Annotated in this window: 12 protein-coding genes and 1 pseudogene; 6 read left to right on the plus strand and 7 right to left on the minus strand. The window is 66.8% G+C overall.

Annotated features, from left to right (window positions below; genetic code table 11):
* The first annotated feature begins 77 nt into the window (after positions 1-77).
* Positions 78-1,463 carry an alpha/beta fold hydrolase gene (locus VWN43_RS11110; protein WP_320181689.1) on the plus strand — a complete coding sequence of 462 codons (1,386 nt, stop codon included), beginning with the start codon at positions 78-80 and terminating at the stop codon, positions 1,461-1,463.
* Here VWN43_RS11110 and VWN43_RS11115 read toward each other — a convergent pair whose 3' ends face one another.
* The gene (locus VWN43_RS11115; RefSeq protein ID WP_320181688.1) at positions 1,464-2,702 is read right to left on the minus strand and encodes an RsmB/NOP family class I SAM-dependent RNA methyltransferase; all 1,239 of its coding nucleotides are present in this window, start codon (positions 2,700-2,702) and stop codon (positions 1,464-1,466) included.
* Positions 2,703-2,757: 55 nt separating this feature from the next.
* On the opposite strand from VWN43_RS11115, the gene VWN43_RS11120 reads away from it, so the two are divergent.
* Positions 2,758-2,916 (plus strand): DUF1674 domain-containing protein, encoded by a 159-nt coding sequence (locus tag VWN43_RS11120; protein WP_320181687.1) that lies wholly within the window; start codon positions 2,758-2,760, stop codon positions 2,914-2,916.
* A gap of 48 nt (positions 2,917-2,964) precedes the next feature.
* On the opposite strand, the pseudogene VWN43_RS11125 reads toward VWN43_RS11120, so the two are convergent.
* From VWN43_RS11125 to VWN43_RS11140, 4 genes and pseudogenes are all read right to left on the minus strand, one after another.
* Positions 2,965-4,376, minus strand: a pseudogene (locus VWN43_RS11125) (cytochrome P450).
* Positions 4,377-4,415: 39 nt separating this feature from the next.
* The gene (gene hemH / locus VWN43_RS11130) at positions 4,416-5,444 is read right to left on the minus strand and encodes a ferrochelatase (RefSeq protein ID WP_320181686.1); all 1,029 of its coding nucleotides are present in this window, start codon (positions 5,442-5,444) and stop codon (positions 4,416-4,418) included.
* Entirely contained in the window at positions 5,441-7,738 is a 2,298-nt protein-coding gene (locus VWN43_RS11135) for a xanthine dehydrogenase family protein molybdopterin-binding subunit (protein ID WP_320181685.1), read from the minus strand. The genes hemH and VWN43_RS11135 overlap by 4 nt, the downstream gene beginning before the upstream one ends.
* Positions 7,717-8,679 carry an Mrp/NBP35 family ATP-binding protein gene (locus VWN43_RS11140; protein WP_420493524.1) on the minus strand — a complete coding sequence of 321 codons (963 nt, stop codon included), beginning with the start codon at positions 8,677-8,679 and terminating at the stop codon, positions 7,717-7,719. Before VWN43_RS11140 ends, VWN43_RS11135 begins: the two co-directional genes overlap by 22 nt.
* A gap of 118 nt (positions 8,680-8,797) precedes the next feature.
* Here VWN43_RS11140 and hflK point away from each other — a divergent pair, with 118 nt between their 5' ends.
* The 3 genes from hflK to VWN43_RS11155 all read left to right on the plus strand — a co-directional run bounded on the left by hflK (position 8,798) and on the right by VWN43_RS11155 (position 12,427).
* Entirely contained in the window at positions 8,798-9,904 is a 1,107-nt protein-coding gene (gene hflK, locus VWN43_RS11145) for a protease modulator HflK (protein WP_320181684.1), read from the plus strand.
* Position 9,905: 1 nt separating this feature from the next.
* Positions 9,906-10,739: a protease modulator HflC gene (hflC, locus tag VWN43_RS11150; protein ID WP_320181683.1), complete on the plus strand. Its 834-nt coding sequence runs from the start codon at positions 9,906-9,908 to the stop codon at positions 10,737-10,739.
* 152 nt (positions 10,740-10,891) lie between these two features.
* A complete protein-coding gene (locus tag VWN43_RS11155; RefSeq protein ID WP_320181682.1) occupies positions 10,892-12,427 on the plus strand; it encodes a Do family serine endopeptidase in 1,536 nt (511 codons plus the stop codon).
* Between the two features lie 69 nt (positions 12,428-12,496).
* Here the strand turns inward: VWN43_RS11155 and VWN43_RS11160 are convergent, their stop codons facing one another.
* Complete coding sequence (locus VWN43_RS11160; protein WP_320181681.1) at positions 12,497-14,668, minus strand: transglycosylase domain-containing protein; 2,172 nt, start codon at positions 14,666-14,668, stop codon at positions 12,497-12,499.
* 102 nt (positions 14,669-14,770) lie between these two features.
* Positions 14,771-15,172 (minus strand): peptide-methionine (R)-S-oxide reductase MsrB, encoded by a 402-nt coding sequence (gene msrB / locus VWN43_RS11165; RefSeq protein ID WP_253522101.1) that lies wholly within the window; start codon positions 15,170-15,172, stop codon positions 14,771-14,773.
* 199 nt (positions 15,173-15,371) lie between these two features.
* Between msrB and rpsT the strand changes: the two genes are divergently transcribed.
* Positions 15,372-15,632, plus strand: coding sequence for a 30S ribosomal protein S20 (rpsT, locus tag VWN43_RS11170; RefSeq protein ID WP_320181680.1), 261 nt, complete (start codon positions 15,372-15,374; stop codon positions 15,630-15,632).
* The last annotated feature ends 176 nt before the right edge of the window (positions 15,633-15,808 follow it).

The raw sequence follows: 15,808 nt of genomic DNA on the forward strand, positions 1-15,808 counted from the left end.
TCGGTCATCGAACTGGGCTTTGCTTTTGCGGCCATGACCTCTGGGTGCCATTTATCTCTTTCCTGCAGGAGCTTACCTTGCCCACAGTCCCGCGTTTCCTGGTCGCACTGACCGCCTTCATCCTTCCCCATGCCGGACAGGCGCAGATGGGCGGCGATGGGGCGGAGGCGGAATTTGCGACGTGCGCGGACGCGGGTGCGAACCCCGCGCTCGCCGGCACGCAATGCGCGCTCGTATCGACCCCGCTCGACCATGCGGCACCCGCGCAGGGCGCGATCGACCTGTTCGTGCGCAAGTTTCCCGCACGCGGACCCACGCAAGGCGAACTCTGGCTGATCGCCGGCGGGCCGGGGGAATCGGGCGCTTCCTTCTATCCCTTCATCGATACGCTGCGCGCGGCAGCCCCGGGCTTCGACCTCATCGTGCCCGATCACCGCGGCACCGGCTATTCGGCGCGGCTGTGCCCGGCCGAGGAAAGTGCGCAAAGCGATGGCGGGATGGCTTTGGAAGGGGCCGAATGGGGGAGCTGTATCGGTTCGATGCATGCCGATCCGCAGCGCACGCAATCCTTCACCATCACCAATGCCGCGCATGACATCACGCTGTTGATGGACGAGTTGGGCAGCGCAGACCGGCGCTATCTCTATGGCGTTTCCTACGGCACGCAGCTGGTCCTGCGCACGCTGGCGGTCGCCCCGCCCGCATCGCTCGACGGAGTGATCCTCGATTCGCTCGTTCCCGCGGATGACGATATGCGCCACGACCTCAGCCGCCGCTCGCAGGTCACCGACACGATCGGGCGGCGGGTGCTGCGGCAATGCGATGCACGCGCCGAGTGCAGCCGGTATTTCGACCGCCCGCTGGAACAGGCCGTGGCCGACCTGCTCGCCGATCCCGAACTGTCGGAGCCGCTTGGCGCGAACCCGAAATATCTGCTCGCGGCGCTGATCGACTTTCCCGAGACGCGCGCGATCCTGCCCTATGTGATTGCCGACCTGCACCGCGGCGAGACTGCCTGGCTGGACCATGCCAAAGCGCAGCTGGGCGCCATACAGGCGCGGTTCGCGGCGTTTCCGCAATTCGGGTCCTCGATCCCGCTGGTCAGCCTGATCAGCCGGTCGGAGAACAATCGCCGTCCCGATCTGACCGCCGAGATGATCGCCGAAGAGGAGGCCGGACTGCTCTTCGCCAGTCCGCTGCCCCGCCATCTGCTGCCGGGCGGGTTCCCGACTTACGATCCCGGCGAGGCGCTGGGACGGATGCCCGCGAGCCTTCCGCCCACGCTGGTGCTGCAGGGCCAGCTCGACCCCAAGACCGCCTATGACGGCGCGGCTGCCTATGTCGACCGGCTCGGCGCGCGCGGCGAGATTACCTTGTCCGCCAGCGCCACCGCGCCGCATTATCTGCTGATGACCGATCCGGATTTCTTCGTCACCGAAGTCGGTGCGTTCATCGGCGAATGATCAGGCCCCGCGTCGCCAGCGGGCGATGAAGAACCCGTCGAGACCGCCCGCGTCCACGAGCATGCCGGGATCGGTACGGATCCAGCCCTCGGCAGTGGCCGCCAGCCCTGCCGGCAATTCGTCCGGCGAGACGGCGAGCGTGGGCATGGTGACGGCGCCCGTCTGGTCCTCGCCCTCCTCGCGTTCGAGCGAACAGGTCGCATAGACCAGCGTCCCGCCGGGCTTGAGCCAGCCCTGCGCCTGCTGCAGCAGCGCGGTATGGAGCTCGGCCATTTCCTCGATCTGCCGTGCGCCGATCCGGTGCAGGACATCGGGATGGCGGCGCGCGGTGCCGGTGGCGGTGCAGGGCGCGTCGAGCAGGATGGCATCGTACTGGTGCTTGGGCTCCCATTTCAGCGCATCGGCGCGCACGGTATTGGCCTTCAGCCCCGTGCGCTTGAGGTTCGCCTTGAGCAGGTCGAGCCGGCGCTTGGAAATATCGAGCGCGGTGACCTGCCAGCCCTGCGCCGCCAGCTGCAGCGTCTTGCCCCCGGGCGCAGCGCACAGGTCGAGCACATGGCGCCCCTCCCCCTGTCCCAGCAGCCGCGCGGGCAGCGCCGCAGCAAGGTCCTGCACCCACCACGCGCCCTCGGCAAAGCCGGGCAGCGTTTCGACACTCGCGCCGCGCGGGAGCCGCAGGTGGCCCGGCATCAGGCTGTCGGCGGCAAGCTGGACCTGCCAGTGCTCCGTTTCGGAAGGATCGCGCAGCGTGAGGTCGAGCGGCGGCGGTTCGGCGAGACCGGCGGCAATCGCCTCGGCCCGCTCGCCCCAGCGCGCCGCGACTTCGGCGGGCAGCGTCGGCGCGGCAGGCAGCGCCGCCTCGCGCTTGGTCAGTGTGGAGAATACGCCGTGCGCCAGCCGCCGCGGACCGCCCGCGAGCAAATCGAGCCCTGTCGCCACCACCGCATGCGGCGGCGTGCCCAGCCGCAGCCATTGCGCAAGCATCATCCGCAGCACCATGCGCGCCTTGGCATCGTGCGGCAGCGGCTTCTTGGTCGCGCTGTCGATCAGCGCATCGAGATCGACCAGCCAGCGGAGCACTTCGCTGGCGATGGCACGCGCGAGCGCCTTATCCTCGAACTTGCGCAGGTCCTTGGTGGCGCCGGCGAAGGCGATGTCGAGCGTCTCGCCGCGGCGGATTACGGCGTCGAGCAGGCGCAGCGCGGCACGGCGTGCGTGGATACCTTGGGGTTGGGCCATGGCCGCGCCCCTACCCGCACTTGCACAAAGCCGCCAGCGGCATCATCTTGGCAGCATGCCGAAACGCGCCACCACCCGCCCCGAAGGCTTCAAGAAGCCCGCTCACTGGACCAATGATACCCCGCCCGCGCCCCGGAAGGGCAGCGATGACGAGGACCTCAGCCCGACGCGCTATGGCGACTGGGTGAAAGACGGCATCGCCATCGATTTCTGAGATTGCCGGTCATGGCGAGGAGCCCGAAGCCCCCCCGCGCAATGATTATCAGATGGCGGTAAGCTTGAGCTTCAACCCGTCCTTGGGCTTGGGGATCGGCCACGCCTGCCATTCGGGATCGCCCGCCGCCAGCTCGATACGGTAGCGCGGCAACATCTGTGCCAGCAGGATCTTCACCTGCATGTAGGCGAAGTGCAGCCCCAGGCACATATGCGCCCCGCCGCCGAAGGGCACCCAGGCGTATTTGTGCCGTGCCTTCACTTGCTCGGGCGTAAAGCGCATCGGGTCGAAGGTGTAGGGATCCTCCCAATGTTCCTCGTCGTGATGCGTGTAGTGGATGTTGATCCCGACATGCGCGCCGGCCGGAATGCGATAGCCGCCATATTCGAAGGACTTGAGCGCGCGGCGCGGCATCGAAGGCACGGGCGGCACGAACCGCAGCGCTTCCTTGAACGCCATTTCGGTCAGGTCGAGCTTGCCCAGATCGTCATATTCGAGATCGCGCGGGCGGCCGCTGGCATCGCTGCCCCCGGTGACCGCGGCGATCTCCTCGCGCAGCCGGTCCTGCCATTCGGGATGCTTGGCGAGCAGCCACAGCAGCGAGGTGGCGCTGGAGGTGATGGTGTCGTGCGCGGCCATCATCAGGAAGTTCATGTGATCGACCACTTCGTCGACCGGCATCAGGCTGCCATCGTCATATTCGGCGGTGGCGAACTGGCTGAACATGTCCTGCCCGCCGCCTTCGGCGCGGCGGCGATGCGTTTCGCGCGTGAAATAGTCGACCAGATAGGCACGGCCATCGACGCCGCGCTTCATCTGCGTGAAGGGCAGCGGCTTGCGCACCGGTGCGACGCTGGCCTGGACCATGTCGACGAAAGCGGTGTTGATGCGGTCCGCTTCGGGACCCCAGGGGATGCCGATGAAACTGTCGGCGGCGAGGTCGAGCGTCAGTTCCTTGATCGAGGGATAGAAGAGCATTTCCGCCCCCGAGCCATCGCCGCCCCATTCCTCGACCCGCTTGGCGATGCCGCGGTTCAGCGCGTCCGCATAATGGCGCATCGGGCCGGGCTTGAAGGCGATCGACAGCGCGCGGCGATCGGCGCGGTGATGGTCGAAATCGATCAGCATCAGACCGCGCGGGAACAGCTTGTCGAGGATCGGCCCCCAGCCCTGTTCGGAGCTGAAGATCTTGTCGCGGTTCATCAGCAGCATCTCGTTGGCCTCGGCCCCGATCAGCGCGACATTCCAGCCACCGAAGGCCTTGTTCTTGTAAACGCGGCCGTATTTTTCGACCATGCGCCGCGTCTGGCCATGCGGGTCGGCCAGCATCTTGAAGGTGTTGCCGACGATCGGCCACCCCCCTCGCCGGGAATATGTGCGAGCGCATCGTCGCCGGGATTGCCTTCCTGCCAATGCGATGGCGCGGTCTCGGCAGACTGGTGCGGGGCAAGCGTGGCCATTAGGTAGCTCCTTACAACTTACTTTGTTGTAAGTAGGTTTTACGCGGGAATCCACCCCGACAATTCACGGCGCAGCAAAGTTTCGAGCATGTCCAGCCCGGCAGCGGACGTATTGAGGCAGGAAAGCGCGGCAAACTGCGCTCCGCCCGCTTCGGTGAACTGTTCGCGCCCCTGGATCGCCAGCTCTTCCAGCGTCTCGAGACAATCCGCCGAAAAGCCCGGTGCAGCGACGGCCAGCCGTTTGGTCCCCGCCTGCGCTTCCTCGGCGAAGGTATCGTCGGTCGCGGGGCCCAGCCACTTGGCCGGGCCGAAGCGCGACTGGAAGGTCGTGCGGAACCGCAGGCCCGGGCGGACCAGCCGCTCCTGCAGCAGCCGCGAGGTCTTCTGGCAGTGGCAATGGTAGGGATCGCCCAGTTCGAGCGTGCGCTGCGGCATGCCATGGAAGCTGAGCAGCAGCAATTCGGGAGCGAAGTCGAGCGCATCGAGCTGGCGCGACAAATCCTGTGCCAGCGCATCGATATAGGCCGGATCGTCGTGATAGGGCGGCAGCGTGCGTAGCGAGGGCTGCCAACGCATTGTCCGCAGCTTGTCCGCAGCCTTGTCCACAACCGTCGCGGTCGTGGCGGCCGAATATTGCGGGTAGAGCGGAGCGAGCAGGATGCGTTCGCATCCCGCGTCCATCAGCGCTTGGATGCGCTCGGGGATCGCCGGTGTGCCATAGCGCATCGCCCAGTCGACCATGACCGCGTCGCCCAGCCGGACCTGCATCGCCGCGGCCTGGTCGCGCGTGATGACCGCGAGCGGCGAGCCTTCATCGGTCCAGACCTGCTGGTAGGCATGCGCGCTCTTCTTCGGGCGCGTGTTGAGGATGATCCCGCGCAGGATCGGTTGCCAAGCGATCGGCGGGATTTCAACCACGCGCCGGTCGGACAGGAATTCGCCGAGATAGCGTTTCACCGGTCCCTTTTCGGGGGCATCGGGGGTCCCGAGATTGACGACGAGCACGCCGACCTTGCCCGATTTCACGGGCGGATGGTCGGCGGGTAAGTTCTGTTCTTGCCAGGTCATAGACCCTCCGAAAGCAATGGCAGGCGGCGAAAGCGCACTCCGGTCGCCGAGTAAAGCGCATTCGCGATAGCCGGGGGCGCCACCGCCACGCCGAGTTCGCCCGGATCGAAAGGCGGGGCATCGCTGGCGAGGAATTCGACGACGATTTCGGGACAATCCCCCAGCGTAGGCAAACCCAGACCGGCAAGCCGGGCCGGCACCGGCCTGCCCTCTTCATAGGCGACGCTCGATCCGGTCGCGAGCGAGAGACCGAAGATCAACCCGCCCTCGATCTGTTGGCGCGCGATATCGGCATTGACCACGCGCCCGATATCGACCGCCGCATGCAGCCTGGTCACGCGCACGCCGCCTTCGCCCAGCGCGGCCTGCGCGACACAGGCGATCCGGCCGCCGGTATCGGGCGTGCCCATCCGCACCATCGCCAGCCCCTGACCGGTGCCGCGGCGCCCGCCATCCCATCCCGCGAGCCGCGTCGCGCGGCGCAGCGTATCGGCCATGCGCGGCATCCGGCCGAGCATTTCCATGCGGTAGAGCATCGGATCGCGCCCCGCGCGTTCGGCCAGTTCGTCGACGAAGCTTTCGATGAAGAAGGCGTTATAGGCGATGGCATTGCCGCGCAGCCGCCCGGTCGGGAAAGGCAAGGTGACGGGCAGGTGGTCGATGGCGACATGCTCGATTCCATAGGGCGGCAGCGCGCCGTCGCACGCCATCGCATCGGCCTTGTCCGCCGCCTGCTCCAGCGCAGCTTGCGGGGTCTTGTTGTCGAACAGGCGGTAGCCGAATTCGCGCGCGGTGGCGGGCATTGCCAGCCGCGCGCGCCAGGCGGCGATCCGCCCGCCGCTGGCGGCCTCGAAACCCGCTTCGAGCCGCGCGCTGACCGGGGTCCGCACGGGGAGCGACTGCAATTCCTGCGCACGCGGCCAGGTAAGCTGCACCGGCCGCCCGATCTCCCGGGCGATCTGCGCGACCTCGATCGCGTGACGCCGCTCGAGCCGCGCGTCGAAACTGCCGCCTGCAGCGGTCGGATAGAGCACGACATTATGCGGCGCGATGCCGATCGCCTTGGCTGCTGCGCGCCGGGTGAGTTCGGGGGCCTGCGCGGCGATCCACAGCTCCAGCTTGCCGCCATCATAGCGCGCGGTGGCGCTGGCGGTTTCGATCGCCGCATGGACCGCGGGGCCGACCGCATAGGTCTGCGCATAGTCGGGGCGGGCAAGCAGCTCGTCGGCATCGCCCAGCGCCAGCGTGCGCCTGGGCTCGACCGTGCCATGCGCTTCGTCGAGCGCCTCGAGCGCAGCCGCGCTTTCGACCGCGGGCGGTCCGGCGAACACCGGGCGCATCGCCTTGAGCGCCTGCTCGGCAACCCACCAGCTTTCGGCCACTGCGGCGAGATAGCGCCTGGATTTCACCACGCCGACCAGGCCGTCCAGCCCCTCGACCGCCGCCGCTTCGAACCCCGACAGGTCGGGCTTGCCCAGCGGCCCGTGGCGGATCGAGGCGAAGACCATTCCCGGCAGGCGGATGTCCCCGGCAAACAGGAAGCTGCCATCGACCTTGGCGGGCAGGTCGAGCCGGGGGAAATCGGGCGCCAGTTCGGCCTCGGCGGGCACGGGATCCTCGCTCGCAGGCGCTACGCGCAGGGGCGGCGGATCGGGGGGATCGAGCTCTGCGGCCTCCGCCACCAGCGCGCCGAAGCCCAATTGCTGTTCGGCGTGGCGGACGATGCCGCGTTCGACCAGGCATTCTTCCCAGTCCACGTCCCAGCGTTCGGCCGCCGCCATCGCCAGCAGCGCGCGCGCGGTCGCGGCGGCTTCGCGCAGCGGCAGTTCATACGCAGCGAGCGAGGTCCCGTCCGCCGTCGCGGCAAAGGCATTGCTGCGCGCGTAATTCTCCGCCAGCTGGCTGTCTGGATCGCCGGCGAAGCTGGGCAGGTTGGACCAGAGCGGCGCCCATTTCGCGGCCAGCGGGATATTGGCGTAAAGCCCCGCGGGCGGGCTGGGTTCGACCGCGACCTGGCGCCAGTCGGCGCCCAGTTCGACCGCCACCACCTGGGCCAGCACGGTCGTAACGCCCTGCCCCATTTCGAGCTGCGGCACCGCCACGGTGACCACTCCGTCGCGGCCGATGGTGATCCAGCCGCCGAAGTCGCGTTCATTGGGACCGGGGGACAGCGGGCTGGTGTAATGACGTGGCCACAGCCACCAGGCCACGCCCAATCCCCCGCCCACCGCGGCGCCCGCAACCAGCTGGCGCCGCGTTACGGGAAGCGCGGTCAGCTTTGCGCGCCAATCCATGCGTCGACCTTGGCGGCGATATCGTGGAACGGCGCGGCGAGCGCGCCCGTGCCGCAGGCGGGCGGCTGGCCCCGATCGCTGCCCTCGCGAATGGCAAGATCGAGCGGGATCCGGCCGAGGAACGGCAGTTCGAGCCGCTCGGCAGCGGTTTCGACCCCGCCCCTGCCGAAAGGATCGGACAGTTCGCCGCAATGCGGGCAGACATAGCCGGCCATGTTCTCGACCAGCCCGATCACCGGCACTTCGGCCTGGTCGAACAGCTGCCCTGCGCGCGCCGCATCGATCAGCGCGAGGTCCTGCGGCGTGGAAACCAGCACCGCGCCCATCGGCTTGAACCGCTGCAGCATGGTCAGTTGCACATCGCCCGTACCCGGTGGCAGATCGACCAGCAGCGTATCGACATCGCCCCAATGGGCATCGATCAATTGCGTGAGCGCATTGCCCGCCATCGGCCCGCGCCATGCCAGCGCGCGACCGGGTTCGACCAGATGGCCCATCGACAGCACCGGAATGCCGAACTCGCTCTCCACCGGGACCAGCTTTTCATCGCGCGCGATGGGCTTCTTGCCCTGATTGCCCAGGATGACCGGCTGCGAGGGGCCGTAGATATCGGCATCGACCAGCCCGACCTTGTGGCCCAGGCGGGCGAGTGCGATCGCCAGATTGGCGGTCAGCGTGGATTTGCCCACCCCGCCCTTGCCGCTGCCGACGGCGATCAGCCGCCGCTGGCGGCGCTCGGCGGTCATCACCACGCGGGTTTCGGAAACATCGTCGCGCTCACTGAGGATATCGGTGATCGCGCGTTCGATATCGGCGCGCTCCTGCTCACCCAGCCCGGCGGCATCGACCACGGCAATCGCCCGGCCCTGTTTGATGGTCAGCGCGGAAACGCGGTCGGCAAGGCTGGCAGGAAGCAGCGATTTCGGATCGGTCGAACTCATGGGCGCGGCTGCTGTAGCATCGAAAAGCGCGCGGCAACCCCTGTTTTTCCGTGGCGGCGCACCTATAAGGAAAGACATGAGAATTTTTGACGGGTTCGGACAGAGGATTTCCCTGGCAATGGCGGGCAACAAAAGCCCTTGGGGCGGCGGCTCCGGGGATGACGGAGACGACGACAAGCCCGAGGGCACCAAGGGCGGCGACAAACCCCGCGGCCCGCGCAATCCCTGGCTCCCGCCGGGTGGCGGCGAGGATGGCCGCCGCGCCCCCAATATCGAGGATATCTTCAAGAGCCGCGGCCCCGAAGGCCCGCGCCGCAGCGGCGGCGGCCCCGGCGGTCCCAATTTCCGCTTTCCCCAGCGCCCCGGCGGCAAGAGCTGGTTCCCGATCGCAGTCATCGGGATCATTGCCTTTGGCCTGCTCGCGACCAGCTTCCACCTTGTCGGTCCGCAGCAGCAGGCCGTGGTGAAGACGCTGGGCGAGTACACCCGCACTCTGCGCCCGGGCCTGCAGATCACCGCCCCCTTCCCGATCGAAACGGTCGATGTCGAAGATGTCGAAGGCGTCCGTTCGGTGCGCATTCCGGGCGGTGACAGCCAGGTCAAGCTGATCCTGACCGGCGACCAGAACCTCGTCGATCTCAGCTATATCGTCCGCTGGAACATCAAGGACCTCGAGGGCTACAAGTTCCGCGTGGTCGATCCGATCGAGACGGTGAACGAAGCCGCCGAAGCCGCGATGCGCGCCTCGGTCGCCGAAACCGAGCTCGACGAGACCTTCTCGGGCCAGGGCCGTGCAGCGATCGAACTCGACGTGCGCGAACGCATGCAGGCCACGCTCGACAGCTATGGCGCGGGCGTCCGCGTGCTGGGTGTCGAAATCGAAAAGGCCGATCCGCCCGCGCAGGTCGTCGATGCCTTTCGCGACGTGCAGGTCGCCGAACAGAATGCCGATGCGGCGCGCAACCAGGCGCGCGGCTATGCCCAGCAGGTGCTCGCACAGGCCGAGGGTGAGGCGGAAGCTTTCAACAAGGTCTATGAGCAGTACCGCCTGGCCCCGCAGGTGACCCGCCAGCGGCTTTATTACGAAACCATGGAGCGTGTGCTGAGCCAGACCGACAAGACAATCGTCGAAACCGACAATGTGACCCCGTATCTGCCGCTGCCCGAGATTCGCCGACGGTCACAGCAGCCCGCGACCACTGTCACGGCACCGGGGGGCCAGTAAGATGAGCACTTTCCTGCAGAAACACCGCAACTGGGTCATCGCGCTCGCCGTGGCGGTGATCGCTTTCATGATGAGCGCCTATGTCGTTCCCGAAGAGGAGCAGGTCGTCATCATCCGTACCGGCCAGCCGGTCGGCACGGTCAATACGCCCAATGGCACGACCGGCGCGGGCATCTATTTCCGCATGCCGATCATCGAAAGGGTCAGCCGCGTCGAGAAGCGCCTGCTCGATCTCGAGATGACCGATGAAGAGGTTCTCTCGGCCGACCAGCAGCGCCTGCTCGTCAATGCCTACGCCCGGTTCCGCATTACCGACCCGGTCCGCATGGTCGAACGCGCCGGTTCGACCGATGGCGTGCGCAATGCGCTCGAGCCGATCCTCAACTCGGTGCTGCGCCAGGAACTTGGCCGCCGGACCTTCCAGGCCATGCTGACCGCCGAACGCGGCAGCGCGCTGGCCAATGTTCGCACCAATCTCGACCGTCAGGCGCGGCAGTACGGGGCCGAGGTGGTCGATGTGAAGATCATGCGCACCGACCTGCCCGAAGCACCGCTGCAATCGGCCTTCCGCCGGATGGAATCGGATCGCGAACGCGAAGCCCGCACGATCCGGGCGGGCGGCAGCCGCGACGCGCGGATCATCCGCGCCGAAGCCGATGCCGAAGGCGCGCGCATCTATGCCGAAGCCTTTAGCAAGGACGCCGAGTTCTACGACTTCTACCGCGCGATGCAGAGCTATAACGTGACCTTCTCCAATGGCGATAACCCGTCGGAAAGCAGCATCATCCTGTCGCCGGACAATGAGTATCTGCGGCAGTTCCGCGGGCGGCGTTGACGGTTCGTCGAGCGGCGTCCGCGCCGTTCAAATGGCATTCACCGGCGGGGGCGAAAATCGCCCGCCGGAACGCCAGGTCCGCATGGCGGTAGCTTTGCTGCCGACCGCGGCACCTGCAATTTAGAGAAGAGGACGAAAAGGACGTGAAGCCCGTGCGATATGCATATTCCGTGACGAGCGCGCTGCTGGTAGGCGGCGCCGCGATCTCGCTCGCGACCGGCTACCCGGCCGGCGCCCAGGTCGCCCAGAACGACGACAGCCACATGGCCCGCGTCGTCCCGCGTGCCGGCGCTCCCGAAAGCTTTGCCGACCTGACCGCGCAATTGCAGCCTGCCGTGGTCAATATCTCGACCCGCCAGCGGATCGAGGTTTCGGGCAGTAGCGGCAATCCCTTCGCCGGCACCCCGTTCGAGGGCCTGTTCAACCGCCGCGGCGGCGGCCAGCAGCAGCAACCGCAATATCGCGAAGGCCAGTCGCTGGGCTCGGGCTTCATCATTTCGGCCGACGGCTATGTCGTGACCAACAACCACGTGGTCAGCCCGACCGGGCGCGGGACGGTGGAGGAAATCACCGTCACCATGCCCGACGGCACCGAATATAACGCCGAACTGGTCGGCACCGACCCGCAGAGCGATCTGGCCGTGCTCAAAATCAACCGCAGTGCGGATTTCCCCTTCGTCGAGTTTGGCGATTCGGCGCAGGCCCGCCCGGGCGACTGGGTGGTCGCGATCGGCAATCCCTTCGGGCTTGGCGGAACGGTCACCTCGGGCATCGTCTCGGCGGTCTATCGCAACACCGGCCAGGGCGGCGCCTATGACCGCTATATCCAGACCGATGCCGCGATCAATCGCGGCAATTCGGGCGGCCCGCTGTTCGACATGCAGGGCAATGTCATCGGCATCAACAATGCGATCTTCTCGCCTTCGGGCGGCAGCGTGGGGATCGGCTTCGCCATTCCCGCCGAGATCGCCGCACCGATCGTCAAGCAGCTGCGCGACGGCGTCGAAATCGAGCGCGGCTATCTGGGTGTCTCGATCCAGCCGGTGACCGACGATCTCGCCGATTCGCTGGGCATCGAGCAGAACCGCGGCGAGTTCATCCAGTCGGTCCAGCCGGGCGAGGCGGCCGACGAGGCGGGCATTCGCGCGGGCGATATCGTGACCAAGATCAACGGCCAGACGGTCACGCCCGACCAGTCGCTGTCCTATCTCGTCGCCAACACCCCGCCGGGCACCACCATCCCGGTCGAGCTGATCCGCGACGGGCAGACGCGCCGCGTCAATGTGACCGTGGGCAAGCGTCCGAGCGAGGAAGAACTGCGCCAGCAGCAGCAGTTCGACCCCGATGCCGAGGACGAAGATCCGATGGAAGCGAGCGACAATGCCGTGATCGAGGAAAAGCTCGGCCTGCAGGTGTTGCCGCTGACGCCGCAGATCGCGCGCCAGCTGGGCGTCGGCACCGACACGCAGGGGCTTGTCGTGGCGGGGGTCGACCGGAACTCCGATGCGGCCCGCAAGGGGCTGCAGCGCGGCGACATCATCCTCACCGCGAACTATCGCGCAGTGACCAGCATGCAGGATCTGGAGAACACCATTCGCACCGCGGAAAGCGAGAACCGCGAAGCGGTGCTGCTGCGCATCCAGCAACGTGGCCGCCAGCCGGCCTATGTGGCGGTGCGCCTGCGCTAAAGCCGCTGCATGACATGCCAAGGGCGGCCCTCGCATTTCGCGGGGGCCGCCCTTTTCATATCCGCCCGGCTAATTGTTGGGGCGCGGCGTCTGCTGCGGCTCCGGTTCGCGCCGCCCGCCGGTCGCCTCGTCGAGGAAATCGTCGCCGATCGCCTGCGGCGCGCCATCGGCACCGCGGGGCGGTTGCTGCGGTGCGCGCGGCGCGGGCACGGCCGGCGTGCGCGGACGCGCCGGATCGAGCGTCCGGTCGAAATCGTCGGCGAAGGGATCGCCGCGCGAGCTGTCGCTCGTACCCGGCTCGATCAGATTGCCCTGCTCGTCGATGAAGTAGTAATCCTCCGGATCGCCGAGCATGTATTCATCGTCGGGCTCGAGCTGCCATTCAGGCAGCTGGAGATCGGTGTCGAATTCGACCACCGGGCGATCCTTGACCGCATAGCGCATATAGGCGGCAAAAGCGCGCGCGGGCGCGGTGCCGCCCTGCAGGCCGCCGACGCGCGCATTGTCGTCGCGGCCCATCCACACGCCGGTGGTGATCCCGCTGGAAAAGCCGACGAAATAGCCATCCTTGTTCGAGCTGGTGGTGCCGGTCTTGCCCGCCACCGGGCGCCCGATCTGCGCCGCCCGGCCGGTGCCGGTGGCAACCGCCGTCTGCAACAGGTCGGTGATTCCCGCAGCGACATAATCGGGCACCAGCTGCGACGAGCGCGCGGGTTCGTGCTGGTAGAGCAATTCGCCATCGGCGGTCTCGACCTTGAGGATGCCATGCGGTTCGACCGAAGCCCCCTCCGCCGATACGACGGCGAAGGCGCGGGTCATGTCGATCAGCCGCACTTCGTTCGAACCCAGCACCATGGCGGGATAGGTGTTGATCTCGGTCGTTATGCCGAACCGCCGGGCCATCGAGGCGACGGTGCCGAAGCCGACTTCATTGCCCAGCTGCGCGGCGACCGTGTTGATCGAATAGGCAAAGGCGGTGCGCAGATCGATTTCGCCGACATTGCGCCCGCTCGAATTGCGCGGGCTCCACCCGTCGATCTCGACCGGCGTATCGACGACGCGGTCGTTGGGCGTGTAGCCCGCCTCGAGCGCGGCGAGATAGACGAACAGTTTCCATGCCGAACCCGGCTGGCGCAGCGCATCGGTCGCACGGTTGTAATTGGTCGCGACGTAATCGGTGCCGCCGACCAGCGCGAGGATCGCCCCGTCGCGGTCCATGCTGACCAGCGCGCCCTGCGCCCCGTCGGGCGTGTTCGACTTGATCGACGCGGTCGCCGCGCGCTGCATCCCGACATCGAGCGTGGTCCACACCTCGATCGGCTCGAAGGTCTCGGGCAGCAGCAGGTCGAGCTGCGGCAGCGCCCAGTCGGTGAAGTAGCGCACCGAATTCTGGCCCGCCTCTTCCTTGAGCTTCACCGCGCTGGGATCGACCGTCACATCGGGCGCGATCCGTCCCTGTTCCTTCATCAGCCGCAGCACCACGCTGGCGCGGCCTACCGCGGCGTCGACATCGGCAGTCGGAGAATAGCGGCTGGGCGCCTTGACCAGCCCGGCGATGATCGCCGCCTCGGCCACCGACAGTTCGGTCGCGGGATGGCTGAAGAACTTCCGGCTGGCGCTGTCGATGCCATAGGCGCCGCCGCCGAAATAGACCTTGTTGAGATAGAGCTCGAGGATCTGCTCCTTCGAGAACTTCCATTCCAGCGCCATGGCGAGGATCGCCTCGCGCAGCTTGCGGTCGAGCGAGCGGTTGTTGTTGAGGAAGACGTTACGCGCGAGCTGCTGCGTGAGCGTCGAGGTCCCGCCGACGCGTTCGCGCGAACCGGTCAGCCCTTCGATGATCGCACCGCCGGTGCGCCAGGGGTCGATCCCGAAATGCGAATAATACCGCCGGTCCTCGACCGAGATCATCGCATCCTTCATCACCTGCGGGATCTCGTCCGAGGTCAGCCATTTGCCGAAGCTGGGGCCGAGCTCGACAATCTCGGTCCCGTCGCGCGCGCGCACCACGATGGTCTGCGCGTTCTGCGTCGCTTTCAGCTGGTAATAGGTCGGCATCGAGCGCGCGGAAAATCCCACGGCGAGCGCCAGGAACAGCGCCACGAGCAGCGCCAGCGCGCCGCCCCAGACGAGGAGGCGGCGGGTCCAGCGCGCGAACCAGCTTTGCGGTTTGTCCGCTGCGGCCCGTGCAGCGCGTTCCTTGCGCGCCGAACTCTTGCGGCGGCTCCCTCGTCTATCCATCGATTATGCTGGCACCCTTGTTGCTCGCCGCCCTATAAGTGCCCCGACCTTGCATGGCGAGGTCTAACCAAGCGTGAACGGAACCATGCGCGGTTGGACGTCTCAATCCTCGGGCTCGAAATCGAGCGCGGCGGAGTTGATGCAATAGCGCAGGCCGCCGCGATCGGGTGGCCCATCGGGGAAGACATGGCCCAGATGCCCGCCGCAATTGGCGCAGGTCACCTCGGTCCGGATCATCCCGTGCGACACATCGCGGTGCTCGTCGACCGCCTCGCCTTCGGCAGGGGCGGTAAAGGCGGGCCAGCCGCAGCCGCTGTTGTATTTCTCGCCGCTCTCGAACAGCTTCTGGCCGCAGCCCGCGCAGTAATATTCGCCGGCATCGTAATGCTTGTCGTATTTGCCGGTGAAGGCACGCTCGGTCCCGGCTTCACGCAGCACGTGGAATTGCTCGGGGGTCAGCTTCTCGCGCCATTCGGCGGCGGTGTGTTCGGGCTTGTCGCTCACGGCTTGTCCTTTCGTCTGGGACAGACCATATAGGCGCTGCCGGAGCCGATGCACGTGGTTCCGCGAATGGTCGACGATTTGCTTGACGATTCGGAGGCGCGCCGCTAAGTGCGCCGCTTTCCGGCGGCCCATGCCGCCTTTTCGCACGCACTTACGAGATTTCCCGCCGCGCATGCCGTGCGGCCTGACGAGGACAAACATGGCCAACACGCCGCAAGCCAAGAAGCGCATCCGTCGCAACGCAAACCGCGCCGAAATCAACGGTGCCCGCATGAGCCGCATCCGCAACTTCCTCAAGAAGGTGGAAGTCGCGATCGAAGGCGGCGACAAGGATACCGCACAGACGGCGCTCAAGAGCGCGCAGCCGGAACTGGCGCGCGGTGTCGCCCGCGGCGTGCTGCACAAGAACACTGCGGCGCGCAAGATGAGCCGCCTGACGAAGCGGGTCGCTTCGCTCTAAGAGATCTCGCCGGTCCCGGGACCGGCTTCGACAGTATTCGTGGGGCCGTCGGGTTAACCGGCGGCCCTTTTGTCGTATTTCAGTTGCATTCGAATACTGGCCTGAAATGCATTCGTAACAAAACCCACGCGAAACTCACGATTCGCAGCGCAAATTTGGGCGAACTCAAGTAATAT

It is taken from the genome of Qipengyuania sp. HL-TH1, from assembly GCF_036365825.1.
GTDB lineage: Bacteria > Pseudomonadota > Alphaproteobacteria > Sphingomonadales > Sphingomonadaceae > Qipengyuania > Qipengyuania profunda.

Excerpts from the sequence above, each read along its gene's own strand:
- rpsT (WP_320181680.1), top strand. The coding sequence starts at position 15,372 with ATGGCCAACACGCCGCAAGCCAAGAAGCGCATCCGTCGCAACGCAAAC.
- VWN43_RS11160 (WP_320181681.1), bottom strand. The coding sequence starts at position 14,668 with ATGGATAGACGAGGGAGCCGCCGCAAGAGTTCGGCGCGCAAGGAACGC.
- hflC (WP_320181683.1), top strand. The coding sequence starts at position 9,906 with ATGAGCACTTTCCTGCAGAAACACCGCAACTGGGTCATCGCGCTCGCC.
- VWN43_RS11120 (WP_320181687.1), top strand. The coding sequence starts at position 2,758 with ATGCCGAAACGCGCCACCACCCGCCCCGAAGGCTTCAAGAAGCCCGCT.
- hflK (WP_320181684.1), top strand. The coding sequence starts at position 8,798 with ATGGCGGGCAACAAAAGCCCTTGGGGCGGCGGCTCCGGGGATGACGGA.
- VWN43_RS11135 (WP_320181685.1), bottom strand. The coding sequence starts at position 7,738 with ATGGATTGGCGCGCAAAGCTGACCGCGCTTCCCGTAACGCGGCGCCAG.
- VWN43_RS11115 (WP_320181688.1), bottom strand. The coding sequence starts at position 2,702 with ATGGCCCAACCCCAAGGTATCCACGCACGCCGTGCCGCGCTGCGCCTG.
- VWN43_RS11140 (WP_420493524.1), bottom strand. The coding sequence starts at position 8,679 with ATGAGTTCGACCGATCCGAAATCGCTGCTTCCTGCCAGCCTTGCCGAC.
- hemH (WP_320181686.1), bottom strand. The coding sequence starts at position 5,444 with ATGACCTGGCAAGAACAGAACTTACCCGCCGACCATCCGCCCGTGAAA.